We start from the raw sequence: 26,761 nt of genomic DNA, 5'->3' as shown, positions 1-26,761 counted from the left end.
CATGTCAAGAAAAACTATCTTAAGTCCCAGCTTAGCCGGTGAAGCTGGCCCTTTTCGTTAAGCCCGGCAAAGCCGTTCTGACGCAGTGCTTCATAGAGCACTATGGCAACCGAGTTCGACAGATTAAGGGAACGGGTTTCTCCAATCATTGGGATCCTGATACATGAATCAGGATGCCTTATCAGTATTTCCTCAGGGATCCCGGCAGACTCCTTTCCGAACATGATCATATCATCCTTTCCGAAACTCACATCCGAGTAGCATTGTCTGGCCTTTGTAGTTGCAAACCAGAGCTTTTTAGAGCCTGACTCTCCCTCATTGTTAAAGCAAAGATTACTATGTCTTTCTATAAAATCCTCATAATCATTGTACTTGTGCAGATCAAGCCTGGACCAGTAATCCATGCCAGCTCTCTTTATATATTTATCACTTAGCGCAAATCCCAGTGGATATATAAGATGGAGCGATGAGCCTGTAGCCACACAGGTCCGGCCGATGGCTCCGGTATTAAACGGGATTTCCGGCTCATGTAAGACTATGCCAAGCATTTTCCTTATGTCCTTTCACTTATCAGTATCCTGCTTCCTCGCCAAAAAGCACTACCTTTATCCTGCCCGGTATCATGGATGCCCTTGTGACCACTATCTGGTCGCATATTGTGTTTTTAAGGCAGTTTGCGCACTGACCCGTCAGGGCACACGGTGTATCGCAGCCAAGTCTTACTGTATTGGCAGGGGCAGCAATATTTCTTACTCTCCTTATCCCGTCCTCTACCCCTGTGACGACCTTATTCATCCCTGCAAGGATTATCACCTGATCCGGCCCGTATATCATAAATGATAGCCTGTTTCCGCGTCCATCTATGTTTATAAGCTCACCGTCAAGTGTGATGGCATTGGTACTCATTATAAAGGAATCGGCATTTACCGAAAGAGCCTTAAGCTCCCTCATCTCCTCAGGTGTCTTATAGTCTTCCCTTACTATAAGCTTATGCCCTGCTGCCTCAATCATAGCCTTAAGATCCGTATTGTCGATCGTCATGGATCCTCCATAGGCCACGCTCCGCCCCTTTGATGGCTTTTGATCCATGCCGTTTTCTATTAGCTCTATTACCTTCTCCTTGGCTGATCCTAAATCCTCACAGTAGAAACCTTCCATATGACGGGCCTTTAGCTTATTTATTATGCTTGCTGCTGTATGCTGATAGTTTATCCTCTTTGCCTGATCCATTACAGTCTCCTTCATTACTAATACTTTTTTCTCTTGTTGCCTGATTCCTTAAAGCCACGGGCCTTTCTCATGCTGACATTAGTCCAGGCGTATTTACAGCGCAGTATATTGTCCTTTACCTTCACATCATTTGTGGTCTTTGACGAATCATTTGCTATCTGTATTCCTGTCCTGTACCAGATATAATTGTCCTTTATAGTGACATTTCGGCAGGTCGTTCCATCGAAGGGCTCTGAATGCCTGTTGCCCGACTTCGAGCAGAAATCAAGCTGTATAGCACCCCGGTATATATCGCCCTTGGAACAGCCTCTTTTCAGGCTTCCGTCCTTAGTCTTGCGACAGCCTATGTGACAACCGATGATGCGGGCGTTTTTTACACCGCAAAGCTCTATCAAATGAGCATTTACTGCATTGTATACACAAAGATTCTTTATCGTGATATTCCTGGCATGCCAGAAATTTATCACATTAGGACCTGTCTTTTGTCCATTCTTGATATTCACTCCGTAGTCGGCGAATTTCTTTGTCCCCGCCCAGGTGCCGCCGTCTATAGTTATATCATGGACACTGTCGTAGCCCTTCCTTTGCTTATAGCCGTTCCTGTCATAGGGCTGGGTAATAAGCCTGGATCCATTCTGGACCTCTATTATCTTTGCGCCGTCTGCCTTAAGATATGTATTGCTGTTAAGACGCAGCTGGCCGTTGATATAGTATGTCCCGGGACTAAGGATTATCTTATAGCCTCCCTCCTCGCTGTAGGCGGCTATCTCATTGAAGTCCAAGCATCCGCTCTCATCACCCGAGGGCTCAACTGTAACTGTCTTCTTAGTCTTAGGTGCTGCCTCTGCCACGGAGCTACTGTTTCCTGCATAAGCTGTAACCGTCACAATGGCTGCTATAAGGGTCAATGCCTTTACTATGTTTCCTCTCATTTACACTTTCTCCTAAAATATTGCTGACTAAATGATTATCATACGCCTGTCAGGCACTTTCGTCAACAGCAAAAGGGACAGTCACTTAGACTGTCCCTTCTGAATTCAAGCTATATGACTTATGCTGCTTCTTTTACCTTTTTTACACCTGCTCCCTCTGCCTCAGTTTTCTTATCAAGCCATGCAAAGAAGCCTGCAAGTATGGTTCCTGATATGGAATGCCATACACATGAGACCGCTGCTATTATAGCCGCATTCGGCATCGTGGCAAACTGCGCTGTGGTAGTTGCAAGGTTTGTTGCCATACCGGCATTCTGCATGCCTACCTCTATAGAGATAGTTCTTCTCTTTGCCTTGTTCATTCTTGTGAATATTCCTACCACATACCCAAGCAGATATCCGAGTCCATTGTGAAGGAAGACTGCTGCAAAGATCACAAGTCCTGATGTAAAGAAGCTCGATCCCTGTGAATTCACGACTCCACCAACCACAAAGGCTAGTCCTAAGACTGCGACTGCCGGCATGAGCTTCTGGAATTCATTGAATTTCTTATTCTTTCCAAGTGAAGCATTCAATGCGAAGCCTATCGCTACCGGGATTATGACTGTCTCTATTATGGAAACAAACATAGGAAAGGCCTTTATGCTTACCGTTGCTCCGCTTGCAAGCAATGAAACGAGAAGCGGTGTCATTACAGGGGCAAGTATGGTTGATGCTGTGGTCATGCCCACCGAGAAGGCTACATCACCGTGACACAGATAGGACATCACGTTTGATGAAACGCCTCCCGGACAGCAGCCAACAAGGATAAGTCCAAGTGCCAGATCGGACGGCAAATGCAGAAGATGTACCAGAGTATAGGCCAGGAATGGCATTACACAGTACTGGGCTGCAGCACCTATGAATATATCGAGGGGCCTCTTTGCAAGTATCCTGAAGTCATCCGTGGTCATAGACATTCCCATGCTCATCATTATGATACCTATGATGAAGGTCTGGGATGTAAAACGGTTCGTCGCGAAATCCGAAAACCAGGCATGGTTTACCCAACCCATCCATGCCGGATAGATAAATGTGATCACCGCAAAGGCTATTACGACTATAGCCGTGTGATCCGACATCAGCTTTGCCAGTTTCTGAAGCTTTTTCATGATAGTACCTCCATTGCTTTTCGCAGGTCAAAGAGGAGGGGATGAAAAAAGTCCCTCCCGGCATTCCTTATGCCATAGAGGGACGAAATGAACTATTCCGCGTTACCACCCTGATTCCGCCTGCAACTGCAAACGACACTTTACGCACCATCATGCGCTTCCCTGTAACGGGGGATACCGTCAGCACTTAATCGGCATTCATGCCTTTTGGCGCTGCTTCTCTGAGAGGATACCACTATGGACGCTTCCTGTGCCTCGCACCGACCGGCACTTCTCTTCAAGGTGTCATATCCATGTGACTTGTTCTCATCTACGAATTTAGGTAGGACTGCTTACCTGCTTTATTAAGTTTACTCCATGAGTATAACACTAGATGAATATTTGTCAATACCATAATGAAAATAATTCATCAAATCTTTCTAAACTGCCATATTCCATCAAGCCTCGCGATCATTCCGTTAAGATATCCTGCCAAAAATAAATATTGCGCTTATACCCTTCTGTAGAATAGAAAACATACTTTAACAAATAAAAAAAGCTGCGGAATACCGCAGCTTCTGATCAGATCCTTAACAGCCTGATCTTCCGTTCTTATGATCCTCAATAGAGCATGACGGCATAGACGGGTCATACTCCTTAAGACCTACCCTTGCAGGATCAAGGGTGATGCTCCCATCCTCGAGCACGAAGGCCGGGATCCCTATGTCTCCGATCTCTTTGCTGTGATCGAACTCACTCCTCTTGTCGCGCAGATCTATAAATGCATGCATGTATTTCACATGTGAGCCTATGTCGATATAGTGAAACTCATCCTCCCTGCCCTCTATCTGCGCCTTTATATAGTCACAGTAGGGACAGGTCTTAAGACCATAGATAGTTACCATAAGCGCCTCCTTTTCAGACGTTTATCTCTGCCTTAATTCCAAGGTCAGCCTTGTTCTTCTCGAGCACAGGATTTACGACCTCATCGAGATACTTCTTCACCTGTCTTGGTGCACGGCCGACATATTTCTTAGGATCCATAGACCTCTTTAATGTGTCAAGATCAAGAGGGAAGGCATCATCTGCTGCTATAAGCTCAAGCAGGTTATTGTCTCCTCCATTTTCCTTTACATTCTTTCCGGCCTGCATCGAAAGCTCCCTGATCCTCTCGTGGAGCTCCTGACGGTTTCCGCCCTCCTTGACTCCGTCCATCATAATATTTTCAGTAGCCATGAAAGGAAGCTCAGCCATTATATGCTTCTCGATCACCTTAGGATATACTACAAGTCCGTCCACGACATTGAGGCAGAGATCAAGTACACCATCTGTAGCCAAAAAGCCCTCGGCTACAGAAAGTCTCTTGTTTGCAGAATCATCAAGTGTCCTCTCAAACCACTGTGTAGCTGATGTGATAGCAGGATTAAGAGCATCTATCATGATATATCTGGAAAGAGATGCTATCCTCTCACTTCTCATAGGATTTCTCTTATAAGCCATTGCTGATGAACCGATCTGATTCTTCTCGAATGGCTCCTCGACCTCCTTCAAGTGCTGAAGAAGCCTGATATCATTACTCATCTTATGGGCTGAGGCAGCGACTCCGGCAAGGACATTTAATACCCTGGTATCAAGCTTTCTCGAATAGGTCTGTCCGGATACAGGAACACAGGCATCAAAGCCCATCTTCTCTGCTATCATAGGATCTATCTTGTCAATGGTCTCATCATCTCCATTGAAAAGCTCAAGGAAGCTTGCCTGAGTACCTGTTGTACCCTTTGATCCTAAGAGCTTCATCGTAGATATCACATAGTCTATATCCTCAAGGTCCTGCATGAACTCATTGCACCAGAGAGTAGCTCTCTTTCCTACTGTGGTAGGCTGGGCCGGCTGGAAATGTGTAAAGGCAAGGGTCGGCAGATCCTTGTACTTATCTGCGAATTTTGCCAGCTCATTTATTACGTTAAGGACCTTCTTCCTTACAAGCAAAAGTCCCTCGCGCATGATGATGACATCAGTATTATCACCGACATAGCAGCTTGTGGCTCCGAGATGAATTATACCGGCTGCCTTAGGGCACTGCTTGCCGTAAGCGTATACATGGCTCATAACGTCATGTCTTACGACCTTCTCGCGCTCTCTTGCAACATCATAGTTGATATCGTAGATGTGCTCCTTCATCTGATCGATCATATCCTGTGTGATCACCGGCTTGCCATTCTCAGAAAGTCCGAGCTCCATCTCCGTCTGGGCAAGAGCGATCCAAAGCTTTCTCCATGTCGAAAACTTCTTATCCTCTGAAAAAATATACTGCATCTCCTTGCTGGCGTAACGCTCGCTTAAGGGACTTATGTATGCGTCTGTGTTCATTGTGTTCTCCTTGTTTTGGTAGGTGCGAGGTCTGAGGTGCGAGGTCTGAGGGGTGAGGTGTGAGGAAGTACTTTTCGCTAAATTCGAGCTTTGCCTATGGCTCGCTCTCATTAACAAGGAAGCTGTCTTCGTTAAGCTCGAACTTCGTCTTCGACTCGTTCTCGCTAATCTCAGACAGCGGCCTCGCTTGTGGCTTGAGCTGCGCCTGCGGCTTGCTCTCGCCTACAAGCTTTCGGCCGCTTACCTCTCATACCTTCCTCTGATATCATCCTTCGGTGGCTCAAGTGGATACTTGCCTGTGAAGCAACCATCACATATCGAAAGCCCGTCTACCATCTGCCTTAGTCTGTCAATTGATAAGTAGTCAAGTGAATCTGCTCCGATTATCTGTCTAATCTCATCGATCGAACGGTTGTAGGCTATTAGCTGCTCTCTTACCGGTATATCTGTACCGAAATAGCATGGCCAGAGAAATGGAGGAGAAGAAATCCTGACATGGACCTCCTTTGCTCCTGCTTCCTTCAGCATTCCGACTATCCTGTCAGAGGTCGTTCCTCTTACTATAGAATCATCGATCATAATAACCCTTTTTCCATCGACTGCTTCTCTTAGGACATTGAGCTTTATCCTTACCGATGACTCACGGCTCTTCTGTCCGGGCTTGATAAAGGTCCTGCCCACATAGCCATTCTTTACAAAAGCAGTCCCGTAAGGGATCCCTGATTCCAGAGCATATCCCATAGCAGCTGCGTTACCGGACTCAGGAACGCCTACGACCAGATCAGCGTCTACCGGAGAATCCTGAGCCAGAAAACGTCCGGCCTTTATCCTCGCGTCATAAACAGAGATGCCGTCTATATAGCTGTCTAGTCTGGCAAAGTATATGTACTCAAAAATACATCTTGCCTGCTTCTCTGAAGGCAGGGCACGCGACATATCTGAATGCAGGATGCCGTCTCTTTTTACCCAGACTGTCTCTCCGGGACGTACATCCCTTACGAATTCGGCACCTATGGTATCAAGAGCCGCAGTCTCAGAGGTGAAAATATAGCTGTTCCCGCGCTTTCCGATAACAAGAGGCTTAAAGCCGAACGGGTCTCTTGCAGCTATAAGCTTCCTCGGACTCATAACAACCAGTGAGAAAGCACCCTTCAGCTTGCGGCAGGCTCTGTTTACAGCCTCCTCAACTGTGTCGCTTTTTAATCTTTCTCTTGCTATAAGATAGGCTATAGGCTCTGTATCGATAGTCGACTGAAAGATAGCTCCTGTCTCAGAAAGATACTGCTTCAGCTCATTGGCATTTATCAAATTACCGTTATGAGCAAGTCCCAGAGTGCCCTTTATATAGTTTATCACCATCGGCTGGGCATTTTCCCTTGTGGATTCTCCGGCGGTCGAGTATCTGACATGTCCTACTCCTATATCACCATGCAGAGCTGAGAGATCATCCTTTGAGAAGACCTCGTTTACAAGGCCCATGTTCTTTATCACACTGACATTGTTCTTGGGGCCGTCTGTATCAGATACGGCAATGCCGGCGCTTTCCTGACCGCGGTGCTGAAGAGCAAAAAGGCCATAATAGATGGTCCCTGCTACATCCTCTCCGTCGATGTCATAGATACCGAATACTCCGCATTCCTCGTGAAGCTTCTCATTTACATTGGAATAATAATTCTTTTTCATTTTGAAGAGATAAGGCTCCTTCGACCTGTGCCGCGGCAGCTGCCGCCGTCATTACGCTAGGCAACCCCACAGGAAAAGCCTGTGGGTATCAGTGAGTACGCTATGCAGTAAGGACGAAATTACCATGAAAGGTCTTTCCCGGTGAGGAGCTTGTAGGCTTCCTTGTATTTGTCAATAGTACGGTCGATCACGTCCTTTGGCAGGTCATAGTCACAGTCGGGATTAGCCTTCAGATAGTCTCTTACGAACTGCTTGTCGAAGGAAGGCTGTCCCTGACCAGGCTTGTAGCCGTCTGCAGGCCAGAATCTTGATGAATCAGGAGTAAGCATCTCGTCACCAAGTACCACATTTCCATTCTCATCGAGACCAAACTCGAACTTGGTATCAGCGATGATAATGCCTCTGCTTAAGGCATAGTCAGCGCACTTCTTGTAAAGGGCGATCGTATCGTCACGCAGAATCTCGGCATACTCCCTTCCTTTTCCAGGATGAAGCTTCTCAATGATATCGACCGACTCCTCAAAGGTGATATGCTCATCATGATCTCCGAGATCAGCCTTTGTCGTAGGAGTGTAGATCGGCTCAGGAAGCTTGTCTGACTCTACGAGTCCATCCGGAAGAGAGATGCCACATACTGTTCCGTTCTTCTGATAGGATTCCCAGCCGCTTCCGGTGATGTAGCCTCTTACAATACACTCCACAGGAAGCATATCAAGCTTCTTTACCTTCATGGAACGTCCGGCGAACTCATCGGTCTGGAAGAATTCAGGCATATCAGCCACATCACATGAGATCATATGATTTGGGATGATATCCTTTGTGTAATCAAACCAGAACCTTGACATCTGGGTCAGGACCCTGCCCTTGTCAGTGACCTTGTTCTTAAGGATCACATCAAAGGCAGAGATCCTGTCCGTAGCAACCATGATGATCGAATCACCGTCATCATAAACCTCTCTTACTTTACCTTCTTTGACTGGCTTGTACTCTTTCATCTTTTTTCCTTTCTTTGTTAGGGGTTAGGGGTTAGGGGTTAGGGGTCAGGATTCAGGGACCAGGCAGTCCCTATCCCCTATCCCCTATTCCCTATATCCTATTTACTTTTCTATAAGCAGCGACTCCCCTGTCATCTCATCCGGCTTCTCCATTCCCATAAGCTCGATTATGGTCGGTACTATATCGCAGAGCTTTCCGCCCTCCCTAAGGCCGTACTTAGGATCAGCGTTTACTAGAATGAACGGAACAGGGTTTGTGGTATGGCTTGTAAGCGGCTCACCTGTCTCGTAGTTGATCTCCTGCTCGCAGTTACCATGGTCAGCGCAGATGAACATGACACCATCCATCTCCTTCAGAGCCTCTACAGCCTTGCCTACGCAGGTATCTACAGTCTCGACAGCCTTTACAGCTGCATCAAGGACTCCTGTGTGGCCAACCATATCAGGGTTTGCAAAATTTATGATTATCACATCATACTTGCCGCTTCTTATAGAAGCGCAGAGCTTATCACATACCTCAGGTGCGCTCATCTCTGGCTGGAGATCATAGGTGGCGACCTTTGGACTCTTGACCAGAATCCTGTCCTCACCAGGATTAGGCTCCTCTACTCCTCCATTGAAGAAGAAGGTGACATGAGCATACTTCTCGGTCTCTGCTATCCTGGCCTGAGTCATACCATGATCAGCAAGGAACTGACCGAATGTATTCTTAAGCTCCTCCTTCTTGAAGGCGATCCTGGTATTCGGGATAGTATCGTCATACTGGACGAAGCATACATAATCGGTCTTTATCCTATCTCCTCTGTCAAATCCGTCAAACTCATCTGCACAGAAGACCCTTGTCATCTCACGGGCTCTGTCTGGACGGAAATTAAAGAAGATAACGCTGTCGCCATCCGAAACTGTGGCTACCGGCTTACCATTCTCCTTTATAACGCACGGAACAACAAACTCATCAGTCTTGTCAGCCGCATATGAAGCCTCGATAGCCTCCTTTGCAGAAGCAGCTTCATTGCCCTCGCCTCTTGTCAGGGCTCTGTAGGCCTTTTCGACCCTGTCCCATCTGTTGTCACGGTCCATGGCATAGTATCTGCCGCTTATGGAAGCGATCTTTCCAACGCCTATCTCCTTCATCTTGTCCTCGAGCTCTGCGATGAAGTCCTTTCCTGCTGTAGGTGAAGTATCACGTCCATCAAGGAAGCAGTGTACATATACATTCTCAACGCCAAGCTTCTTTGCCATCTCAAGCAGGGCATAGAGGTGGGTATTATGTGAATGGACTCCCCCATCAGAAAGAAGGCCCCACAGGTGGACACTCTTACCGTTCTTCTTTGCGTTTTCAAATGCCTCGACAAGCTCTTCATTCTTGAAGAAATCGCCATCCTCTATGGCCTTTGTGATACGGGTGAGCTCCTGATACACTATACGTCCGGCCCCCATATTCATATGTCCGACCTCGGAGTTTCCCATCTGACCGTCAGGAAGACCTACTGCCAGACCGGAAGCAGCTCCCTCAACAAATGGATATTCCTTTACCAGTGAATCGAGCACCGGCTTATTGGCCATTGCAACTGCATTGGCCCTTGGATTCGGATTGATACCGAAGCCGTCCATTATCATAAGCACATATGGTTTCTTTGCCATTATAAATACCTCCGCTTTACGGCTGCATGGAAATCACCATGCAGTGTAACAATTTATATCCTTTTTTTGAAAAATGACCAGCCACCTTCTCTGTCCTTTTCAGAGCCGGCAGCTACATCCGGAATTTCATCGGATTCCACATCCCACGGCAGAAGAGTATACTTCTTCATAGCCAGACGCTTGAGGCCCTGCATGAACTGCATGGTCTTCTCGGTATCATAGGTGCTGATACCCGATACCTCGCCCCTCATCCTGTCGATCTGATCGACAAGCTTCCTGATACCATCCCTCATCTGCTTTGAGCTGTTATGACTTCCGTCAGTCAGCTTGTAGAGTGTCATGGCATATCCGTTTCGGTAGGTATCCTCTATATCCCTTGCCGGTTCCATATCTATCGAATCGATGAAGGGTACATTGTAGTCATCGAACTTGGTATGCTTTCTGTAGAAATGATTTCTCTGATTCTCAAAATCATCAAGGCTCCTGCCAACGAGCTTCTCCTGCTCTACAACGTAGCTTATGCTTTCAGAAACATGCTTCCTTACGGTCTCGATCTCCACTCCGTAGGCTCTGGAATAGGCTCTCTCGTACTCACCCGATCTCATCACATAATCCTCGCCTATGACTATGGTCTCAGTAGCTGCAGCGAAATCGACCTGACAGATAAGCTTCTTTACCTCGCCCTCCTGACGGGTCGTAACGGCGTTTGCGACCTGCTCCTCGAGCTTGTGACGGACCTCCGCATAATCAGTCGGACGCTGATCGAGCTGCTCGCCCCTGCAGCAGGCATCGACTAAGATGTCGCGGACGAACTTCATAGTATCATTGACTTCCTTTTCTCTGGTGTCATGATGGCCCTCCTGAGTATCCCTTATCAGGTCTCCAGAGTATCCCATCTTCTCCTGGATATCTAAAAGTTCTTTCTTTTCCTTTTCTGTAACAAGCACTGTCATGTGCTTTGGAAGGGTTGGGTCTATCATTACGAACTCGATCGAGGCAGCCTCTTCATCCTTTTCGATGTCCTCTGCCTTGTCCGGCTCTATCACCTTCTCCTCTACCTCATATTTGTCAAGAGGGAAAGCATTTATCTTCTTAAGCTCTTCTCTGCGTTTTTCAATGACAAGCTTCTGGGTCTCCTCCGGAAGATTCCTTATCTCAGGAGTCTCCCTGATGATCTCCTCATCAGTCGGAATGATACCGTCATAGAAGCTGTACATCTCGCCATATTCTCTCTTAAGAAAGGTAACGGGACGGACTTTTCCCATGTCATCAATGAAACCGTATCTTTCATTTTCTACAAGTCGGATGACCAGCACGTCTTTATACCTCCATTCTCCTTACTCTCTTACTTTGTGTATCCTGGAAGCGGCTCTGCTCCAGGTCTGCCGTGACAGTACTTGTATTTCTTTCCGCTGCCGCAAGGGCATGGATCGTTTCTTCCGATCTTCTTTACATGAACAGTGTGTGACTGCTTCTGATCCCGGATAAGCTCCTTCTGGGTCTCCTTGTCATAGATCAAGTCCCATTCAGGGAGAGTATAAAGCCACTCGGCCTTTGCATCCACCATGTTTCTGAAAAGCTTTTCCTTGTCGAAATCTAGATTGACCTCTGTCATTTCATCCATGGTATCTATAGGATTCTCGACTTTAAGGCTTTCCTGAATACCGTCAAGGAATCCGGCCATCTCGAGATTCGTAATACCGAATGTCTCCGCCAGAGCTGAAACCGTCCCCTTATAAGGCTTTCCGAAATCCCTCAGAAGAACCTTGTAAACATTCTTTTCCTTTTCAAAATAATCATCCCAGAACTCCTGAAGAGAATACTGACTCTGGTTCTGATTATAAGCGACCGCTTTCCAGTCTTCTAATAATGCCATTTCTTTACCTCCTGACATTTCTCTTTAGAGCATTACATATTCTAGCAAATAATCGCGTTGTTGACAAGAACGATTATACTGATTATCATAAAAAGAGCTGATAAATGACAGGGATGGGCAGCTTGCTGCCCCTTATAAAAGGAGGCACATGGATGAAAAGATTTATAGCGATCGCACTCGTTGCGGTTCTTGTAGGAATGTATGCAGCTACTCTTGTTTTCGCTGCTATTGGCAATATGACTCTGTTTAAGGCCTTCCTGGCCTGTGATGTCATAATCCCTGTCATGATCTGGATAATCCGTATATTCATAAAAATAGGCCGTCCTGACAACAGCGAATTTGACGCCAGAGTAAAGGACAACCAGGAGACAAGGGATTAAACACTCATCTCATTGTATCGGACAAAAGTCTTTTCGTGTCTTAACCTTCTCTTAACCTTGTATCTGCTACTATTGTTTCGTCAGATGAAACAAGCAGTAAATACACCAGGAAGAGGTAAAACATGAAAAGACTAACCAAACAAACATTAATTGGCATCCTCGCAGCATCAATATGTATAACGGCAGCCACCGGATGCGCTTCAACAGGAAACAAGCCATACAAGAATGACCATGGCTATTATCTGAACTCTGTAGATAAAGCTGACAGCCTGGTGGATGTTTCCGGAGACAGATTCGACAGCTCTGCGGACAATGGCTATTATAGCAAGATCGCAGGAGTAGGAATTAATATAAAAAACAAGGATGTGCTGAGTCTGATTAAAAAGGGAAGCCTTCTACAGGTGAACTCACTGGGAGACTCTGATACAGAATACGGTTTCGAATACTATTACATGACTAATGCAGCCTACAGACTGTTTAATTCTATTCCAAAGGACGCCCCAGATGAAGAAGTTGAGGCTGTCCAGAAAAAATATGATGCAAATATAAATAAATATACATTTCCCTATGTCATGACCGTACGAATCCCTGGTGGCAAGGACAAAAAAGATGCAGACAGCATAACGAAGAGGATGAAATCCAAATTTTCTCATATAGACGAGATCGGCAAAATAGGCTCGGATCACTATTATTTTGCCTATAATAAAGATTATCAGGATTTAAAGCTTGATAAATCGGAGGAAAAATCCCTACAAAATCTGGTCAATAATATTCAGGTTCTGAAAAAGGATATCTGTATTTTTCCTGTCGAAAAGCAGGACTCCAGATCCAAGGGAAATAGCATCCAAAGCATTGGAGAATTCAAAACCAAAGCCCTCGATGGGTCAGATGTAACCCAGAAGATATTTGCCGAAAACAAAATAACTATGATTAATATATGGGCGACTTACTGCGGACCTTGCAAGGCGGAAATGAAGGATCTTGGAGAGCTGTACAAATCTCTTCCCGAAGGATCCGGTATGATCTCCATCTGCAGCGATGGCAAAGAAGAACCCGATCTGGCAAAAAAGATACTAAAGAAAAACAATTGTGACTTTAAGACTCTGCTTCCGGATGATAAACTGAACAAAGCTGTTATGAATAAGGTTTCCGCTGTGCCTACTACTATCTTTGTAGATGCCAATGGGAAAGTTATAGGTGATCCTATTGTCGGCGGAAGAAGCAAGGACAAATATACAAAAGAAATACGCAAGCGTCTTTCTATGATATCAGCAGAAGAATCAGCATCAGAGGTGGCAAAATGAAAAAATCCATTATCAATCATGCGAGAATACTATTGATTGCAGCCTCTGTAGTTCTTATTACTATCGGCGTATTCAGCCATGAGAATCAGATTGTTCTCACCAAAGCAATCAATGTTTGTCTGGAATGTATAGGAATCGGGTGATCATATGAAGATAACCGAGATGAAGCGGCATATAATACAGGCAGCTGCCGCACTGCTTACTAATCTGAATATCAAGGGTTTCTTTACCGGAAGTATATATAAGGGTGCTACGAAGCAGGCGTGCGTTCCGGGACTGAACTGCTACTCCTGCCCCGGGGCAGTCGGTGCCTGTCCAATAGGTTCCCTGCAGGCGGAGCTTGGCAAGGGCAAGCTCAGGTTTCCTGCCTATGTGACTGGTATCCTGCTGTTCTTCGGAGTCATGTTCGGCAGGCTGATCTGTGGGTTCTTCTGCCTGTTTGGTTTTATTCAGGATCTGCTGTATAAGATTCCGGTGCCTAAGCTCGTAATACCTAAGAAAATAGATAAGCCCCTCCGCTATGTCAAATACGCTATTCTGCTGATCTTTGTCATTATTCTTCCACTGTTTCTCCGGGACGAATACGGCACCTCGGCACCGTATTTCTGCAAGCTGATCTGTCCGGCTGGTACCCTGGAGGGAGGAATCCCGCTTGTTCTTCTCAATACAGGACTTCGTTCCGTAATAGGATTTCTGTTCCGCTGGAAGGTATCCATCCTTATAATAATCGTGGCTCTATCGATTTTTATCTACAGACCGTTCTGTAAATACATCTGTCCGCTGGGTGCTATCTACTCTCTCTTCAACAGATTCAGCTTCTATCAGATGCATCTTGACAAATCAAGATGCATAGGCTGCAAGCAATGCGAGAGACAATGCAAGATGGGAGTAGAGATCACCAAAAATATCAATTCGACCGAATGCATCAGATGCGGTGCCTGCATCAATGCCTGTAAAAAGGGCGCTATTTCATCCGGCTTCAATCTGCAGCGCAGCAAGACTGAGACAAAGAATGCTTCTGCAACTTAACCACAAACACACTTCCCTGCGTCTGGTTCGGATGATAAGTAATCGTACCCCCATGATCGGTTATTATATCATACGCTATAGCTAGTCCCAGTCCGGCGCCTCCTATCTTGCGGCTGCGGGATTTATCCTCCCTGTAGAACGGCTCGAATATATGCTGCGCCGCCTCCTCTGATATACCTAAGCCTGTGTCGGCCACTTCTACGATGCAGGCTGTTTCTTCGTTTCGCACAGATACAGCTATTGTTCCATCTGCGGTATTGTACTTTATGGCATTCTGCACGAGATTCGAGAGGGCATGCTTTATCATGACCTCATTAGCCGTAACGGTGCAGGGAGACAGCGAAATCTGCCAGTGTATGTCAGGTGCCAGTGCCTTGCACTCATCTACGATTTGGCCCATCAGTAAATCCAGTCGCACAGTATCAGATATCTCGTATCCCTCGAGAGCCGTCATCGCAAAAAGATCCTTTACAAGCTTTGTCATGCGATCTGTCTGATCTTCTACCACGCTTATCGTCTGGGCGTATTCTTCGTCAGTAGGCCTGTCTGATAGCCTGAGCACATCCAGGTTTGTTTTTATTATAGTAAGAGGTGTCTTCAGTTCATGGGCTGCACCGGCTGAAAATCTCTTCTCTCTTTGAATAACCTCGTCTGTTCTTTCCAGAAGCTGATTAAACGCAGTCTTTAAATCATTCAGCTCTTTTCCGGCAGTAAAATCGTCTATCCGCTGTCCAGTTTTTGTGACATCTATCTCTGAAATCCTGCTGCACAGAGTATTTACTGGCTTTAGTGCAAAACCCGTCGCGAAATATACAGCTACTACTCCCCCTGCCAGCACAGCAAGGATGGATATGTCGACGTAGCGATAAAACTTTCGTCCGGGATATGTGTATTCGAATTCTACCATGGAATCCTGATCATCTTCAGAGCTTACCTGAGTACTTTCGGATTTTGGACTAGAAGAGAAATCTATGATCAAGACTTTAGAGCTGTATACAATAAGTGCCGCCAGCACAAGGCAGGCTGCAATCAGTGTCACTGCCGTTATCAGTGTCACTCTCATTCTAAGTGATATTTTACTCATGACTGTCTCCTTTTGCTATCATATATCCTTCGCCGCGTACTGTTACTATCAGACTGCTGTCACAGTAGGCTGATATTTTTTTGCGTAGATTACTGATATGCACCTTTACCGACATCGAAAACATATCTGCCTCTTCATCCCATATGTGTTCTATCAGCTCCTCTGCGCTGATTACAGTTCCACTGTGTAACGCCAGATATTCAAGAATCGCATATTCCTTCGGCTGAAGATCCAGCTGATGTCCATTTACTGCTGCACTCTTCTGGGCGGTATCTAATGTGAGATTCTGCAGGTGAATTACCGTACTCTGCTGTACAAAGTCTCTTCGGATCAGATTTCTGATTCTTGCTTCGAGCTCCAGGAAATCAAAGGGTTTTCCCAGATAGTCGTTAGCTCCAAGATCCAGCCCCTTTATCTTATCCGGGACAGAGGATCTGGCGGACAGGATCAGCACCTTGGTAGTCATGCTCCTGGTTCTTATATCCTTAAGCACCTCTATTCCATCCTTCCCAGGAAGATTCAGATCGAGGATTATCACATCATATTCGTTCTGATAGGCCATCTCTGATCCGGTTATCCCGTCTTCTGCAGTATCGACAGCATATCCGCATTTCATAAGCCCCCGTTTTAAGGCGTCTAGAAGCTGCTCCTCATCTTCTATTATCAAAAGCCTCATACTGTTTTCTCCTCATATGTTCATTACTATCCTAGCGCCACATCGAGCACCATCATCAGCACAAAGCTATCGGTTTCATCACAGGCGCTATCTCGAATATATACGTTCCCACCCCAAAAGTCAAACCAGGTGAAAAAAGGGACAGACCCCTTTTTCACCTTCTATGGTCTCACCGCCTTTTCTCTGATTTTTCCTCTCTGTTATATAAATTTTTTTGTAAAACATATGTCTATAACATAGCATAACCGGCTGCTTTTATCTATAATCAGTTTATATAATAAATAGAACAGCAGCAGCCCAGTGGAAAGGAGTTCTATATGAAAATTGTGACCGCCATAGATTCGTTCAAGGGAAGCATGACTTCGATTGAAGCGGGGAATGCTTTTTCCGATGGATTTCATCGAGTGTTTCCCGACGCTCGGATCATAGTTCGTCCGCTTGCAGACGGCGGCGAGGGGACGGTTGAAGCCCTGACAAATGGAATGAACGGACACCTGGAGCATGTCACGGTCAGTGGACCTTTCGGACAGCCGGTAGACTGTGCCTATGGCTTGATTCAGGATTCCATGACAGCGGTGATTGAAATGAGCGGCGCGGCCGGCATTACTTTAGTTCCTGCCGAGGATCTAAATCCGCTCAAAGCAACAACCTATGGAGTCGGCGAGGTGATTGCAGATGCCATTAAAAAAGGCTGCCGGCGTTTTATAATAGGAATCGGAGGAAGTGCGACAAATGACGGCGGCGCTGGCATGCTTCAGGCTCTTGGCTTCGGACTTTTAGATGACGATGGCAGAGAAATACCACGAGGCGCAGAGGGGCTTGAAAAGCTTGCTGTGATTACCACAGATCAGGTCATACCAGAGCTTTCGGAATGCACCTTCAGAATCGCCTGTGATGTCACTAATCCGCTGTGCGGAAGCAATGGATGCAGCAGCGTCTTCGGTCCTCAGAAGGGAGCCGGCCCAGAGGATATAGAGAAAATGGATCGCTGGCTCGCCAGATATGCAAAGATAGCCAGAACTCTCCATCCGGATGCTGATCCTGAGTTCCCCGGAACAGGTGCTGCCGGTGGGATGGGCTTTGCCTTCCGCACTTTTCTGCCCGCAAAGCTTGAGTCCGGAATCCAGATTGTTCTGGAAGAGACCCGTCTCGAATCATACCTGAATGACGCTGATCTGATAATCACTGGTGAAGGACGGCTAGACTGTCAAACCGCCATGGGCAAGGTACCGGTCGGTGTCGCAAGACTAGCAAAAGCACACGGGAAACCTGTCATCGCATTTGCCGGAAGCGTCACTGATGATGCGAGCGCCTGCATAGAATGCGGCATCGATGCATATTTCCCTATCGTACGCGGCGTTTCGACATTAGAAGAAGCCTGTGACAGCGAAAACGCCAGGAAAAATATGGCTGCCTCAGCCGAGCAGGCGGCCCGACTTATTAAACTTACTCTATCATTCTCCAACTGCAGGTGAAAAAAGGGACAGGTCCATTTTTCATCTTTTTTCAGGTCGCTGCTTTTACTGCAAAAAAGGAGCAGCCTCCCCTTCTACCGGATGTCAAGCTCCGGTGGCTCGTCGAGGTGCTCCGATACATACTTTCCGTCCTTTTTTCTCTGCTTCACACATTCCGTCAGTAGATATTCGATCTGCCCGTTTACCGAGCGGAAATCATCCTCAGCCCAGGCCGCAATTGCATCGTATAATTTTTCACTCAGCCGAAGCGGAACCTGCTTCTTTGACATCTGCTCACCTGCTTTCTGTATTTAACGCAAACAACGACTCTTGCCATACTGCACATATCAGGTATGGCAAAGTCGCCGCTTTCTCCCATTGATTTTTAGTACAGGCTGCCGGAATTTACGACAGGTTGCGCATCATGGCTGCCACACAGAACGACAAGAAGGTTAGATACCATAGCTGCCTTTCTTTCCTCATCGAGATCCACCATGCCACTATCCTTGAGCCTCTCCAGTGCCATCTCAACCATGCCGACAGCGCCGTCCACGATCATCTTTCTCGCGTCAATTACCGCTGAAGCCTGCTGTCTCTGCAACATAACCGCGGCAATCTCAGGAGCGTATGCCAGATACGTGATTCTAGCCTCTTCGATTACAAGACCGGCATTTTCCACCTTTTTCTGAATCAGATCACGGATCCGTTCCGCCACGACTGTCGTAGACCCGCGAAGGCTGCCGTCATCCGCCAGTCCGTCACCTGTGGTGTCGATATTCGGCGCAACATCGTACGGATAGATCTTTACTATATCGCGCACCGCCGCATCCACCTGTAGTGAGAGATATTCCTTATAATTATCAACGTTGAAAACCGCCTTTGCAGTATCACTTACTCTCCAGATCACTGCCACACCGATCTCCACCGGATTGCCCAGCACATCATTGACCTTCTGCTTCGCATTGTTAAGTGTCATCGCTTTAAGAGAAATCTTCCGGTTCTCCATCACCTCGGTGCTGTTAGCCGAAGAAAGTGACAGCTGAAGTCCATGAATCGAAGCGTTCTCATTCACATCACCGCTCTGTCCCAGCCTGGTCTTCGCAGCAGGGTTTACCGATGAGCAGAAGGGATTCACATAATAGAATCCATCTGTTTTAATCGTTCCTATATATTTTCCAAAGAGTGTGAGCACCAGTGCTTCCTGCGGCTTTACGATTTTTAGTCCCATAAAAAGTATCCATCCGAGTGCCCACCACAGAATAGCCGGAATAATCGCAGGCAAAAGCGGAAGATCCTCTGTTCCAAACCGAATCCCTGCCACAAACAGGAATACAGACGCTGCATAAGCTAAAATAAGCAGCAGCAAAACATGAATACCATTACTCTTCTTCACCAGTTCCTTCTCTTCCATAGCGTTTTCCTTTCCGCCCTTGACAGGCTCTGTATCGCAATCGATATTGTATTGATATCATTATGATATCAGATTGTCAGAAAAAGTCAAGAAAAAAAGCATGATATTTCAGAAAATGTCATGTCTGGCATAAAAAGATGAAAAAGGGTCTGTCCATTTTTTCATCATACGATCAATTGGTGAAAAAGGGGACTGTCCCCTTTTTCACCTGCCCAGCTTCATCCCGAGCTCAAAGGCTCTCGATAAATCAACAGGGAACTGTTCTTCGTTGGCTCTCCTCTTATCTGCTTCATCAAAGCCTGACATAGAAAACTTTGAGTAATCCGCCACCTGCAGAGTATTATAGCACGGATACAGATATACCTCACCATTCAGCTGTTTTAATTCATTCGCATAGGCCTCGAATTGTTCTTTATAGAGCCGGTCATAGAATTCCTTTGTGGCGTTCATCGTCACAAACAACGCGACATTTACTTTCCCGGTGAAATAATTGCTGTAATCATCATACGAGAGAGCGCAGAAATGGAGCCTTTCCATCAGTGCAAAATACTGACTCGTGGGTCTTCCCAGAAAAATCGGGGTGCCGATAAACAGTGTATCTGCCGCAAAAATTCTGTCTATTACAGGGGAGAGATCATCCTTGATATAGCAATGGCAGCTCTCAGCTCCCTTTCTCTTGCAGAGCATACAGCTTCTGCATCCGGTGTAATTCAGGTCGTATAGATTGATATATTCTACCTCCGACCCCGCCTTAGCTGCGCCATCGGCAGCCGACCTTAGAAGCTTTGCCGTGTTCCAGTTCTTTCTCGGGCTAGCGTTAAGTACAATAGTTTTCATCAGACTTTTCCTTTCAGGTGAGAGGCGGACAGATCCGCCCTTCACTTACTTAAATCAACTAAAAAGATGAAAAATGGACCTGTCCCTTTTTTCAGAAACCTGGCGCAGCCGACGCATTTGCCAGTAGTGAGGAGCCTTATCCTTTTTTGTTTACAATAGTTTCTCTACATCCTTTGCCTTCAGCATTTTTCCTGCAGAGACAATCTTGTCATCAATCATAAGTGCGGGCATGCTCATCACCCCATATCCCATGATTTTTTCCATATCGGTGATGTACTCGATTTCAGCATTAATCCCCTTGTTTGCTACCGCCTCTTTTACTGACTTCAAAAGTGCCTCACAACTTTTGCAGCCACCGCCTAAAACCTTAATATTCATCTTATTATCCTCCTTTAGCGAAAAAGTTTTTGAAACTGTTTTAATTGTAACCGTAAATTATTGTGCCAGATGCTGTGCAAGCTCAACAATTTTCGTATGGATTTTCCGAATTGTCTCGATAAAAGCTTCATCACCAGCTCCTGTTGGATCCTCAAGCCACCAATCAAATCTCTCTGTGCAGGGAAGAAACGGGCAATGAACATTGCAGCCCATCGTGACAACCACATCTACGGGCGGGATATCTGACAGAAGTTTGCTGTACTGCGTTTTCTCCATGTCAATGTCGTAGATTTGCTTCATCAGGCGTACTGCGTCCTGATTGATCTGAGGTTTTGTTTCTGTTCCGGCAGAATAGCTCTCAAATACATCAGACGCAAGATATTTTCCTAATGCTTCGGCAATCTGGCTGCGACACGAGTTATGAACACAGATAAATGCCACTTTCGGTTTACGCATTGAATTTTCCTCCTTACACCAATAAGTGTGCTATGGTATTGAAGCCGTATCCGACAATGATGATACCCACTGTGCAGATGGCTATAAATGTCGCTAAGAGTTTTGGCTTGATAGCCTTTTTCAGCATTATGAGGGACGGAAGGCTGAGCGTGGTAACCGCCATCATAAAGCTGAGAATCGTGCCAAGCAATGCCCCTTTTGACAACAGGGCCTCGGCGATAGGAATCGTGCCGAATATGTCGGCATACATTGGAATACCCACAAGTGTAGCGAGTATCACTCCGAATGGATTATTGTCGCCGAGAACGGTCTCCACCCAGCCCTCCGGAATCCAGTTGTGAATCACTGCTCCAATAGCCACACCAAGAAGGATATACGGAAATACCTTCTTGAAAGTGGATACTACTTGATCTCTGGAATAAAGCAGCCGGTCTATTACGGTAAGATTTGGTGACTCTATATCGACCTTGCTATTATTATTGCGGATAAAATCAGCGATCTGATCTTCCATGCGAAGTTTTTCTATCAGTGTACCGCCAAGAACCGCAATGACAAGTCCCAGCACCACATATGCCACGGCAATCTTCACACCAAAAATACTGATAAGGAGCACAAGACTTCCCAAGTCCACCATTGGCGATGAAATGAGAAATGAAAATGTCACCCCAAGCGGAAGTCCTGCACTCGTAAAACCCATGAAAATTGGAATGGATGAACAGGAACAGAACGGTGTAACCGTTCCAAGCAGCGCGCCTATTATATTTGCTCCTATTCCATGAAATCTTCCCATGATCTTACGACTGCGCTCCGGAGGGAAGAAACTCTGGATATAGGAAATCAGGAAGATCAACACACAAAGCAATACTGTTATTTTAATTGTGTCATAAACGAAGAACTGTATACTGCCGCCAATCCGACTATCCGTATCAAGTCCGGCTGTAAGCAGCAGTTTTCCAATTATGGTGTTCAGCCACTTCATCCCAAGGATCTGATCCTGAATAAAAGTCCACATTACGCAAAACTCGCTTTCGTTTTATTTGCTATCCGCACAAGCAACAGCATGACCGGAACCTCCGTCAGAACGCCTACAGTAGTAGCAAGCGCTGCAGGGCTTGTCGTACCAAATAGTGCAATCGCCACAGCCACCGCAAGTTCAAAGAAGTTCGATGCGCCGATCAGACCGGCAGGAGCTGCTATATCGTGCGGCAGCTTCAGCAGCCTTCCTGCTCCGTAGGCGATGAAGAAGATCAGGAAGGTCTGGATGATCAGCGGAACCGCGATCAGCACAATATGAAGCGGATTAGACAGAATCACCTCTGCCTGTGAGCTGAAAATAATAACCAGTGTCAGCAGCAGACCTATCGTTGTGGCATTGTCGAACTTGTGGACAAATGTGCTCTCAAAGTAACCCGCACCTCTTTGCTTCGTGACTGTTATCCTCGTGAGGATGCCGCCCACAAGCGGAATCACAACGAACAAAAAAATGCTGACGAACAGAGTACTATAGGGAACAGCCACATTGGAAACGCCTAAAAGGAATTTTACTATCGGAACAAATGCCACAAGGATGATGAGGTCATTTGTTGCCACCTGTACGACCGTATAAGCTGGATTTCCTTTTGTAAGCGTACTCCACACAAATACCATCGCCGTACACGGAGCAGCTCCTAAAAGCACAGCTCCGGCAAGGTATTCTGTTGCCAGTCCCGGTGATATGAAGGCTTTGAATACGACAAACAAAAACAGGTAAGCAATTCCATACATAGTGAAAGGTTTGATCAGCCAGTTAGTCACCCATGTGACCAGAAGTCCCTTTGGATTCTTTCCAATCTGTTTGATGCTCTGAAAATCCACTTTCATCATCATAGGGTAGATCATTACCCAGATAAGTACAGCTATAGGAATAGATATACCGGCGATCTGCAATCTGCCGAGTGCGGCGGGGATTGCCGGAATGAAATGTCCGATCAGTACTCCGATTGCCATACAGAGCAGCACCCAAACAGAAAGATAACGCTGAAATGTATTTATGTCTTTACTTTGATTGCTCATGACTTCGCCTCCATTAGTTTTATATATTGAAATACATCTATGTTTATGGCCTTTATATAAGCAATCCCAAGGGACTGCCTATGTTAATAAAAGATATTGATTATTCCTTTTTCTTGCATCCGCAGGATACGCTCTCGTCCGTTTCGCAGTCACATCTTGCGTATGAACCGATCATGTCCCTAAACTCCCTGACCCCGTCTGCGGAGATGGAGTAATGCATCCATTTTCCCTCTTTGTAGTAATCAACAAGGCCGCTGTCTGCAAGAATTTTCATGTGATGCGAAAGAGTCGGCTGCGTGATATTCAGTTCCCTCAGCAGATCACATCCACACTTTTCTCCATGCTGAAGCGCAAGCATGATTGCCAGGCGGTTCTCATCTGTGAGAGCCTTTATTTTTTTAACGTCTTCTCTGAATCCCATGATTTTCACCTCCGAGAGATGTACACATTCTATCACATACATTCATAGTTGTCAATGTGTGAATGTAATATTGTTTCAAAAAGCCTTTCGCCTCTGATGGTAGTGTGGAAGCCTTTTTCCAACATCTATCTCACAGCCACAACTACCAAACATCTAACTAGGCAACTCATCATACCCCGAGACACTGCCGTGGATGTCGGTCGTACACGGAAATAATTCTAAAAATCAGGGCATATGCGGAAACATATCTACAAGGCGCCTGTTGTTGGGAATATATCAACGCCTTCCCACCACCTATATAATGCTGTCTATGTAAAGTCCTGCCCCTTGCAACATCTGGAATGATTTTACCATGTATGCATAAGCCGTCGGATTTGTATTTCGCATCCCGTTGACTTTCTTGATGCCCTTCATCTTCAACTGAATATCCCGGTATTCATCGGGCTCCTCAATACGCACATATTCCTGTTGTCCCGTCAGCAGACTGGTCGCAAGATACAGTTTTTATCAGGGAGCCGAACCAGTAGGTCGTCCCCCTGCATGGAGCAGAAGACTGCTGCGGATCGGTCGCTCCGTTACTTTGAGATAGGGATTGTCTTCAAAAGCCGGATCATCTCCGACTGCCTCATGTAGATTGTGGCACTGGCCAGGTACTTTCCATCTCCAGGGGTGGGTCATTTTTAATTAGTGTCTGCTGATCAAGCCGCAAACACTAAATAGCTTATTAACAACCCCTACCGTCGATATTACAGGCAACGGGCCTATCGTCTCCATCATTGAGGATCCCGCCCTTTTCCTTAATGATATTCAGATTTTCCTCTAAATCATTGAGGGTAATCGCACTTCCTTTTAAGTCATAATGCTTCCCATTTATTTCAAGAAACAGCGTCGGGAAGGATGTGACTCCCATTTTTCTTGCCTCATAAAAGTCCGGATGGTACTTGCCCTCTTCAGAAATACGGATGAACTCCTCTGCAATCTTGTCCGCAGGAAGGTCATAGGATTTGGCGATCGATCTGATCGTCTCCACGTCAGAAAGTGATTTACCATCCAAATAGAATGCTTCATGCATCTTTGACGCAAGATTAACATGTTCTCTTTCAGGTAAGAAGCTCCTGAGAACTCCAAATCCTATTGCGGCATCATTCGAGTCAGGAACCATACTTCCCGTCTCTAACAGGTTCAGATATGGCTTGCCGAATTCCACTCCAAACATATCCGCAATTCTTTTATTCGTATCACTCATATACGGAAATGCCGAAAGCGGATGACCGTCCAAAAATAATCCACCTGATAAAGCCGTTACTTCCAATTCCGGATGTGCTTCAATAAACGGTTTAAGAATTGTTTCAAACCCATAGCACCATCCGCAATAGCTGTCAAAAATATAATACACTTTCATCTAAATACCGCCTTTTTATCCTGGTCACAGGCTTCTCATGCTATCTCTTCGCATCCGCAGCCGTTCCTCGCCCTGTTCATTCAATCCCTGTTTAAGCATCGCCAGTATCTTCTCTTTGTCCTCCGGAAGTTGTCCATATACCGGCATCATGTTGGAGACATTCGTCGCATCCAGCAGAGTGTGGATTTCAAGCGTCTTCACAAAGGTATATAGTTCCTGTATCTTTTCTGTTTCTGTAGCTTCTACAAACTCACCCCTTCTCACTTCTTCCATAAGCGGCGTATCAGGGAAGATTGAGAGTCCGGAAGCCAGCACCCTGACGGGTGACAGGTGGTTTAAGGCCTCTGCTGTTTTGACGGCATGCCCCATACCATACTCATGACCTCCCAGCCCGTATAAGAAGATGACAGAATAATGCATTCCCGCCTCATCCATCTTGGAGAGCTGCTCCACGATATCACTGGCATGATAGCCCTTGTTCATCTTATCGAGAACAGCATCATCACCCGACTCGATTCCGAATACGATCATGTCATATCCCATTTCTTTCAATGATTTAAGCTGCTCCACAGACTTGTTCTTTACGCTGTCAACCCGCCCATAACCACCGACGGAAACATCCCCAGGCAGGTATTCTTTTATCAGGTCCATGATTCTTTTAAGCCTGTCGTAACTCAAGAGGAACGGATCTGCACCCTGCAGAAAAATCCTCTTTACCTTCCATCCGGAATCTCTTATTTCCTGAAGGTCTTCCCGTATCTCACCCTCCGGAGATACAGAAAAAGGTGCTTCCTTGTAAAAGGTGCAAAAGCGGCACTTGTTGTGCGAACAACCTGATGTTACCTGTAAAAAACAGGAACCAGCCTCATAAGGCGGTCTGACGATTCCACATGAAAAATGCATAGAAATTCCTCCTTGTTTCTATATATCCTTATATCTCGCTTTGTCGATATATAATAGTTTAAATTAAACGGGATCTTCATCCCGTCTAATCTATGCACAACTTAAATTTCGTGATCGAAGTAGTCTGCCAGCGCGGTGATGGTCTCTTCATTCCGTCTGTAATATGTCCACTTTCCGTGCCTTTCGGAAAGAAGCAAACCTGCTTTTTGCAGCATATCAAGGTAATGAGATACGGTTGACTGTGATATCCCGGCTTTGTCGCGGATGCTTCCAACACACACACCGCCCTTCAGATCCACCACATCATCAAAATGTCCTCCCTGCGGCGGAAAGTTTTTCTCCGGTTCCTTCAACCACTCAATAATGCTGAGCCGTGTTTCATTCGATAGTGCTTTAAATATTTCAATCTTATCCATGCATCTATTATATCTATCTTTCGCGATATATCAATACCTATATGCAAAAAAACGGTTGATAGAGAAAAATATTTACTCTATCAACCGCTTCACCATCCGGTTCACATCAGGGCTTGAAATCGACATTAACGAATAAAAGCAGGTCAGCTCTCAGGATTATTCCGGGAGCGGCCTGCTCTCTTTTGGTCTTAAATTTCGTTTTATCTTTCTCTTTTATTTCTTTCAATCAACAAAAGAATTAGCATAACTGCCCATATTATCCATGCGATCAGCATTCCTTTCATAGGAAAGGCATAGTCAATGACTGCGCCGATCACAAAGGGAATCGGCCATAACATCATCCACTTTCCGTAATCTTTGCACATTTTCTTCTCATCATACTTTTTGCGTTCTTCAGCGGACTTCATATTATAGCCTGCTAAGAAGTTCGCTGCTTTTCCGTTTGATTTATAAAACCAGATCCCAATCAAAAAGAAAATGAAGGCCATCACCAAATCAAAAATAATGCAAAATTCTCTCATCGACATATCTTATATCTCCTAACAAGTTCAGATTTACAACCGGTTCAGTATGTCCTGTATTGTTTGTTCATCCTAAATTCCCGGTGTCTCCACACTAGGCTTTGCGTATAACGGTGCAACATCCATCGCTGTATACAGATCCTCCTGCTTTTTCAGGACTTCGCCCTGAATTGGTGT

General features: G+C 45.8%; 30 protein-coding genes and 1 other annotated feature. Of the genes, 5 read left to right on the top strand and 25 right to left on the bottom strand.

Annotated elements, in window-relative coordinates; translation table 11 throughout:
• Positions 1-14 precede the first annotated feature (14 nt).
• From ACTNCK_RS08265 to ACTNCK_RS08215, 11 genes are all read right to left on the bottom strand, one after another.
• Complete coding sequence (locus ACTNCK_RS08265) at positions 15-548, bottom strand: tRNA (cytidine(34)-2'-O)-methyltransferase (protein ID WP_441082033.1); 534 nt, start codon at positions 546-548, stop codon at positions 15-17.
• Between the two features lie 22 nt (positions 549-570).
• Positions 571-1,230 carry a lactate utilization protein gene (locus tag ACTNCK_RS08260; protein WP_441082032.1) on the bottom strand — a complete coding sequence of 220 codons (660 nt, stop codon included), beginning with the start codon at positions 1,228-1,230 and terminating at the stop codon, positions 571-573.
• A 17-nt stretch (positions 1,231-1,247) separates the two neighbouring features.
• Complete coding sequence (locus ACTNCK_RS08255; protein ID WP_441082031.1) at positions 1,248-2,162, bottom strand: hypothetical protein; 915 nt, start codon at positions 2,160-2,162, stop codon at positions 1,248-1,250.
• Positions 2,163-2,281: 119 nt separating this feature from the next.
• Entirely contained in the window at positions 2,282-3,313 is a 1,032-nt protein-coding gene (locus ACTNCK_RS08250; protein ID WP_441082030.1) for a bile acid:sodium symporter family protein, read from the bottom strand.
• A 75-nt stretch (positions 3,314-3,388) separates the two neighbouring features.
• Positions 3,389-3,635, bottom strand: a binding site (T-box leader).
• A 247-nt stretch (positions 3,636-3,882) separates the two neighbouring features.
• Complete coding sequence (locus tag ACTNCK_RS08245; protein ID WP_441082029.1) at positions 3,883-4,197, bottom strand: glutaredoxin-related protein; 315 nt, start codon at positions 4,195-4,197, stop codon at positions 3,883-3,885.
• Between the two features lie 13 nt (positions 4,198-4,210).
• The gene (purB, locus tag ACTNCK_RS08240; RefSeq protein WP_441082028.1) at positions 4,211-5,662 is read right to left on the bottom strand and encodes an adenylosuccinate lyase; all 1,452 of its coding nucleotides are present in this window, start codon (positions 5,660-5,662) and stop codon (positions 4,211-4,213) included.
• Positions 5,663-5,902: 240 nt separating this feature from the next.
• A complete protein-coding gene (gene purF / locus ACTNCK_RS08235) occupies positions 5,903-7,345 on the bottom strand; it encodes an amidophosphoribosyltransferase (RefSeq protein WP_441082027.1) in 1,443 nt (480 codons plus the stop codon).
• A gap of 119 nt (positions 7,346-7,464) precedes the next feature.
• Positions 7,465-8,340 carry a phosphoribosylaminoimidazolesuccinocarboxamide synthase gene (locus tag ACTNCK_RS08230; protein WP_441082026.1) on the bottom strand — a complete coding sequence of 292 codons (876 nt, stop codon included), beginning with the start codon at positions 8,338-8,340 and terminating at the stop codon, positions 7,465-7,467.
• Positions 8,341-8,442: 102 nt separating this feature from the next.
• Positions 8,443-9,984 carry a 2,3-bisphosphoglycerate-independent phosphoglycerate mutase gene (gpmI, locus tag ACTNCK_RS08225; RefSeq protein ID WP_441082025.1) on the bottom strand — a complete coding sequence of 514 codons (1,542 nt, stop codon included), beginning with the start codon at positions 9,982-9,984 and terminating at the stop codon, positions 8,443-8,445.
• 53 nt (positions 9,985-10,037) lie between these two features.
• Positions 10,038-11,300, bottom strand: coding sequence for a hypothetical protein (locus ACTNCK_RS08220; RefSeq protein ID WP_441082024.1), 1,263 nt, complete (start codon positions 11,298-11,300; stop codon positions 10,038-10,040).
• A gap of 29 nt (positions 11,301-11,329) precedes the next feature.
• Positions 11,330-11,860 (bottom strand): SEC-C metal-binding domain-containing protein, encoded by a 531-nt coding sequence (locus ACTNCK_RS08215; protein ID WP_441082023.1) that lies wholly within the window; start codon positions 11,858-11,860, stop codon positions 11,330-11,332.
• A 152-nt stretch (positions 11,861-12,012) separates the two neighbouring features.
• Between ACTNCK_RS08215 and ACTNCK_RS08210 the strand changes: the two genes are divergently transcribed.
• From ACTNCK_RS08210 to ACTNCK_RS08195, 4 genes are all read left to right on the top strand, one after another.
• Entirely contained in the window at positions 12,013-12,240 is a 228-nt protein-coding gene (locus tag ACTNCK_RS08210; protein ID WP_441082022.1) for a hypothetical protein, read from the top strand.
• A 122-nt stretch (positions 12,241-12,362) separates the two neighbouring features.
• Entirely contained in the window at positions 12,363-13,544 is a 1,182-nt protein-coding gene (locus ACTNCK_RS08205; protein WP_441082021.1) for a TlpA family protein disulfide reductase, read from the top strand.
• Positions 13,541-13,687, top strand: coding sequence for a CD1871A family CXXC motif-containing protein (locus tag ACTNCK_RS08200; protein ID WP_441082020.1), 147 nt, complete (start codon positions 13,541-13,543; stop codon positions 13,685-13,687). Before ACTNCK_RS08205 ends, ACTNCK_RS08200 begins: the two co-directional genes overlap by 4 nt.
• A 4-nt stretch (positions 13,688-13,691) precedes the next feature.
• Positions 13,692-14,573, top strand: coding sequence for a 4Fe-4S binding protein (locus ACTNCK_RS08195; RefSeq protein ID WP_441082019.1), 882 nt, complete (start codon positions 13,692-13,694; stop codon positions 14,571-14,573).
• Here ACTNCK_RS08195 and ACTNCK_RS08190 read toward each other — a convergent pair.
• Together ACTNCK_RS08190 and ACTNCK_RS08185 are read right to left on the bottom strand one after the other, a co-directional pair.
• The gene (locus tag ACTNCK_RS08190; protein WP_441082067.1) at positions 14,524-15,480 is read right to left on the bottom strand and encodes a sensor histidine kinase; all 957 of its coding nucleotides are present in this window, start codon (positions 15,478-15,480) and stop codon (positions 14,524-14,526) included. The two genes, ACTNCK_RS08195 and ACTNCK_RS08190, sit on opposite strands and share 50 nt — an antisense overlap.
• Positions 15,481-15,649: 169 nt before the next feature.
• The gene (locus ACTNCK_RS08185; RefSeq protein WP_441082018.1) at positions 15,650-16,333 is read right to left on the bottom strand and encodes a response regulator transcription factor; all 684 of its coding nucleotides are present in this window, start codon (positions 16,331-16,333) and stop codon (positions 15,650-15,652) included.
• A 317-nt stretch (positions 16,334-16,650) separates the two neighbouring features.
• Between ACTNCK_RS08185 and ACTNCK_RS08180 the strand changes: the two genes are divergently transcribed.
• Positions 16,651-17,808: a glycerate kinase gene (locus ACTNCK_RS08180; RefSeq protein WP_441082017.1), complete on the top strand. Its 1,158-nt coding sequence runs from the start codon at positions 16,651-16,653 to the stop codon at positions 17,806-17,808.
• 74 nt (positions 17,809-17,882) lie between these two features.
• Here the strand turns inward: ACTNCK_RS08180 and ACTNCK_RS08175 are convergent, their stop codons facing one another.
• From ACTNCK_RS08175 to ACTNCK_RS08120, 12 genes are all read right to left on the bottom strand, one after another.
• Complete coding sequence (locus ACTNCK_RS08175) at positions 17,883-18,077, bottom strand: PTS ascorbate transporter subunit IIC (protein ID WP_441082016.1); 195 nt, start codon at positions 18,075-18,077, stop codon at positions 17,883-17,885.
• A 95-nt stretch (positions 18,078-18,172) separates the two neighbouring features.
• Positions 18,173-19,198: an SPFH domain-containing protein gene (locus ACTNCK_RS08170; RefSeq protein WP_441082015.1), complete on the bottom strand. Its 1,026-nt coding sequence runs from the start codon at positions 19,196-19,198 to the stop codon at positions 18,173-18,175.
• 204 nt (positions 19,199-19,402) lie between these two features.
• Complete coding sequence (locus ACTNCK_RS08165) at positions 19,403-20,035, bottom strand: flavodoxin family protein (RefSeq protein ID WP_441082014.1); 633 nt, start codon at positions 20,033-20,035, stop codon at positions 19,403-19,405.
• Positions 20,036-20,185: 150 nt separating this feature from the next.
• Positions 20,186-20,413, bottom strand: coding sequence for a thioredoxin family protein (locus ACTNCK_RS08160; protein WP_441082013.1), 228 nt, complete (start codon positions 20,411-20,413; stop codon positions 20,186-20,188).
• A 57-nt stretch (positions 20,414-20,470) separates the two neighbouring features.
• Entirely contained in the window at positions 20,471-20,869 is a 399-nt protein-coding gene (locus ACTNCK_RS08155; RefSeq protein ID WP_441082012.1) for an arsenate reductase ArsC, read from the bottom strand.
• A gap of 13 nt (positions 20,870-20,882) precedes the next feature.
• Entirely contained in the window at positions 20,883-21,881 is a 999-nt protein-coding gene (locus tag ACTNCK_RS08150) for a permease (protein WP_441082011.1), read from the bottom strand.
• Entirely contained in the window at positions 21,881-22,921 is a 1,041-nt protein-coding gene (arsB, locus tag ACTNCK_RS08145; protein ID WP_441082010.1) for an ACR3 family arsenite efflux transporter, read from the bottom strand. Before arsB ends, ACTNCK_RS08150 begins: the two co-directional genes overlap by 1 nt.
• A 100-nt stretch (positions 22,922-23,021) precedes the next feature.
• A complete protein-coding gene (locus ACTNCK_RS08140) occupies positions 23,022-23,342 on the bottom strand; it encodes an ArsR/SmtB family transcription factor (protein WP_270441918.1) in 321 nt (106 codons plus the stop codon).
• 724 nt (positions 23,343-24,066) lie between these two features.
• Entirely contained in the window at positions 24,067-24,744 is a 678-nt protein-coding gene (locus ACTNCK_RS08135) for a DsbA family protein (protein ID WP_441082009.1), read from the bottom strand.
• A 24-nt stretch (positions 24,745-24,768) separates the two neighbouring features.
• Positions 24,769-25,647: a radical SAM protein gene (locus ACTNCK_RS08130; protein WP_441082008.1), complete on the bottom strand. Its 879-nt coding sequence runs from the start codon at positions 25,645-25,647 to the stop codon at positions 24,769-24,771.
• A gap of 101 nt (positions 25,648-25,748) precedes the next feature.
• Positions 25,749-26,063, bottom strand: coding sequence for an ArsR/SmtB family transcription factor (locus ACTNCK_RS08125; protein WP_441082007.1), 315 nt, complete (start codon positions 26,061-26,063; stop codon positions 25,749-25,751).
• 200 nt (positions 26,064-26,263) lie between these two features.
• A complete protein-coding gene (locus ACTNCK_RS08120) occupies positions 26,264-26,590 on the bottom strand; it encodes a DUF3784 domain-containing protein (RefSeq protein WP_441082006.1) in 327 nt (108 codons plus the stop codon).
• Positions 26,591-26,761: the final 171 nt, after the last annotated feature.

It is taken from the genome of Candidatus Weimeria sp. HCP3S3_B5, from assembly GCF_052064335.1.
GTDB lineage: Bacteria > Bacillota > Clostridia > Lachnospirales > Lachnospiraceae > Weimeria.
Note: the sequence above shows the minus strand (reverse complement) of the source record. Positions and strands in the feature narration are given on the sequence as shown.

What these genes read in the sequence shown, in the direction of transcription:
- ACTNCK_RS08190 (WP_441082067.1), bottom strand. Translation starts at nt 15,480, where the DNA reads ATGGTAGAATTCGAATACACATATCCCGGACGAAAGTTTTATCGCTAC.
- ACTNCK_RS08195 (WP_441082019.1), top strand. Translation starts at nt 13,692, where the DNA reads ATGAAGATAACCGAGATGAAGCGGCATATAATACAGGCAGCTGCCGCA.
- ACTNCK_RS08210 (WP_441082022.1), top strand. Translation starts at nt 12,013, where the DNA reads ATGAAAAGATTTATAGCGATCGCACTCGTTGCGGTTCTTGTAGGAATG.
- ACTNCK_RS08150 (WP_441082011.1), bottom strand. Translation starts at nt 21,881, where the DNA reads ATGTGGACTTTTATTCAGGATCAGATCCTTGGGATGAAGTGGCTGAAC.
- ACTNCK_RS08135 (WP_441082009.1), bottom strand. Translation starts at nt 24,744, where the DNA reads ATGAAAGTGTATTATATTTTTGACAGCTATTGCGGATGGTGCTATGGG.
- ACTNCK_RS08230 (WP_441082026.1), bottom strand. Translation starts at nt 8,340, where the DNA reads ATGAAAGAGTACAAGCCAGTCAAAGAAGGTAAAGTAAGAGAGGTTTAT.
- purF (WP_441082027.1), bottom strand. Translation starts at nt 7,345, where the DNA reads ATGAAAAAGAATTATTATTCCAATGTAAATGAGAAGCTTCACGAGGAA.
- ACTNCK_RS08180 (WP_441082017.1), top strand. Translation starts at nt 16,651, where the DNA reads ATGAAAATTGTGACCGCCATAGATTCGTTCAAGGGAAGCATGACTTCG.
- ACTNCK_RS08120 (WP_441082006.1), bottom strand. Translation starts at nt 26,590, where the DNA reads ATGTCGATGAGAGAATTTTGCATTATTTTTGATTTGGTGATGGCCTTC.
- ACTNCK_RS08215 (WP_441082023.1), bottom strand. Translation starts at nt 11,860, where the DNA reads ATGGCATTATTAGAAGACTGGAAAGCGGTCGCTTATAATCAGAACCAG.
- ACTNCK_RS08165 (WP_441082014.1), bottom strand. Translation starts at nt 20,035, where the DNA reads ATGAAAACTATTGTACTTAACGCTAGCCCGAGAAAGAACTGGAACACG.
- ACTNCK_RS08265 (WP_441082033.1), bottom strand. Translation starts at nt 548, where the DNA reads ATGCTTGGCATAGTCTTACATGAGCCGGAAATCCCGTTTAATACCGGA.
- ACTNCK_RS08125 (WP_441082007.1), bottom strand. Translation starts at nt 26,063, where the DNA reads ATGGATAAGATTGAAATATTTAAAGCACTATCGAATGAAACACGGCTC.
- ACTNCK_RS08260 (WP_441082032.1), bottom strand. Translation starts at nt 1,230, where the DNA reads ATGGATCAGGCAAAGAGGATAAACTATCAGCATACAGCAGCAAGCATA.
- purB (WP_441082028.1), bottom strand. Translation starts at nt 5,662, where the DNA reads ATGAACACAGACGCATACATAAGTCCCTTAAGCGAGCGTTACGCCAGC.
- ACTNCK_RS08170 (WP_441082015.1), bottom strand. Translation starts at nt 19,198, where the DNA reads ATGGAAGAGAAGGAACTGGTGAAGAAGAGTAATGGTATTCATGTTTTG.
- ACTNCK_RS08155 (WP_441082012.1), bottom strand. Translation starts at nt 20,869, where the DNA reads ATGCGTAAACCGAAAGTGGCATTTATCTGTGTTCATAACTCGTGTCGC.
- arsB (WP_441082010.1), bottom strand. Translation starts at nt 22,921, where the DNA reads ATGAGCAATCAAAGTAAAGACATAAATACATTTCAGCGTTATCTTTCT.
- ACTNCK_RS08175 (WP_441082016.1), bottom strand. Translation starts at nt 18,077, where the DNA reads ATGTCAAAGAAGCAGGTTCCGCTTCGGCTGAGTGAAAAATTATACGAT.
- ACTNCK_RS08185 (WP_441082018.1), bottom strand. Translation starts at nt 16,333, where the DNA reads ATGAGGCTTTTGATAATAGAAGATGAGGAGCAGCTTCTAGACGCCTTA.
- ACTNCK_RS08250 (WP_441082030.1), bottom strand. Translation starts at nt 3,313, where the DNA reads ATGAAAAAGCTTCAGAAACTGGCAAAGCTGATGTCGGATCACACGGCT.
- ACTNCK_RS08245 (WP_441082029.1), bottom strand. Translation starts at nt 4,197, where the DNA reads ATGGTAACTATCTATGGTCTTAAGACCTGTCCCTACTGTGACTATATA.
- ACTNCK_RS08255 (WP_441082031.1), bottom strand. Translation starts at nt 2,162, where the DNA reads ATGAGAGGAAACATAGTAAAGGCATTGACCCTTATAGCAGCCATTGTG.
- ACTNCK_RS08200 (WP_441082020.1), top strand. Translation starts at nt 13,541, where the DNA reads ATGAAAAAATCCATTATCAATCATGCGAGAATACTATTGATTGCAGCC.
- ACTNCK_RS08160 (WP_441082013.1), bottom strand. Translation starts at nt 20,413, where the DNA reads ATGAATATTAAGGTTTTAGGCGGTGGCTGCAAAAGTTGTGAGGCACTT.
- ACTNCK_RS08130 (WP_441082008.1), bottom strand. Translation starts at nt 25,647, where the DNA reads ATGCATTTTTCATGTGGAATCGTCAGACCGCCTTATGAGGCTGGTTCC.
- ACTNCK_RS08205 (WP_441082021.1), top strand. Translation starts at nt 12,363, where the DNA reads ATGAAAAGACTAACCAAACAAACATTAATTGGCATCCTCGCAGCATCA.
- gpmI (WP_441082025.1), bottom strand. Translation starts at nt 9,984, where the DNA reads ATGGCAAAGAAACCATATGTGCTTATGATAATGGACGGCTTCGGTATC.
- ACTNCK_RS08140 (WP_270441918.1), bottom strand. Translation starts at nt 23,342, where the DNA reads ATGGGATTCAGAGAAGACGTTAAAAAAATAAAGGCTCTCACAGATGAG.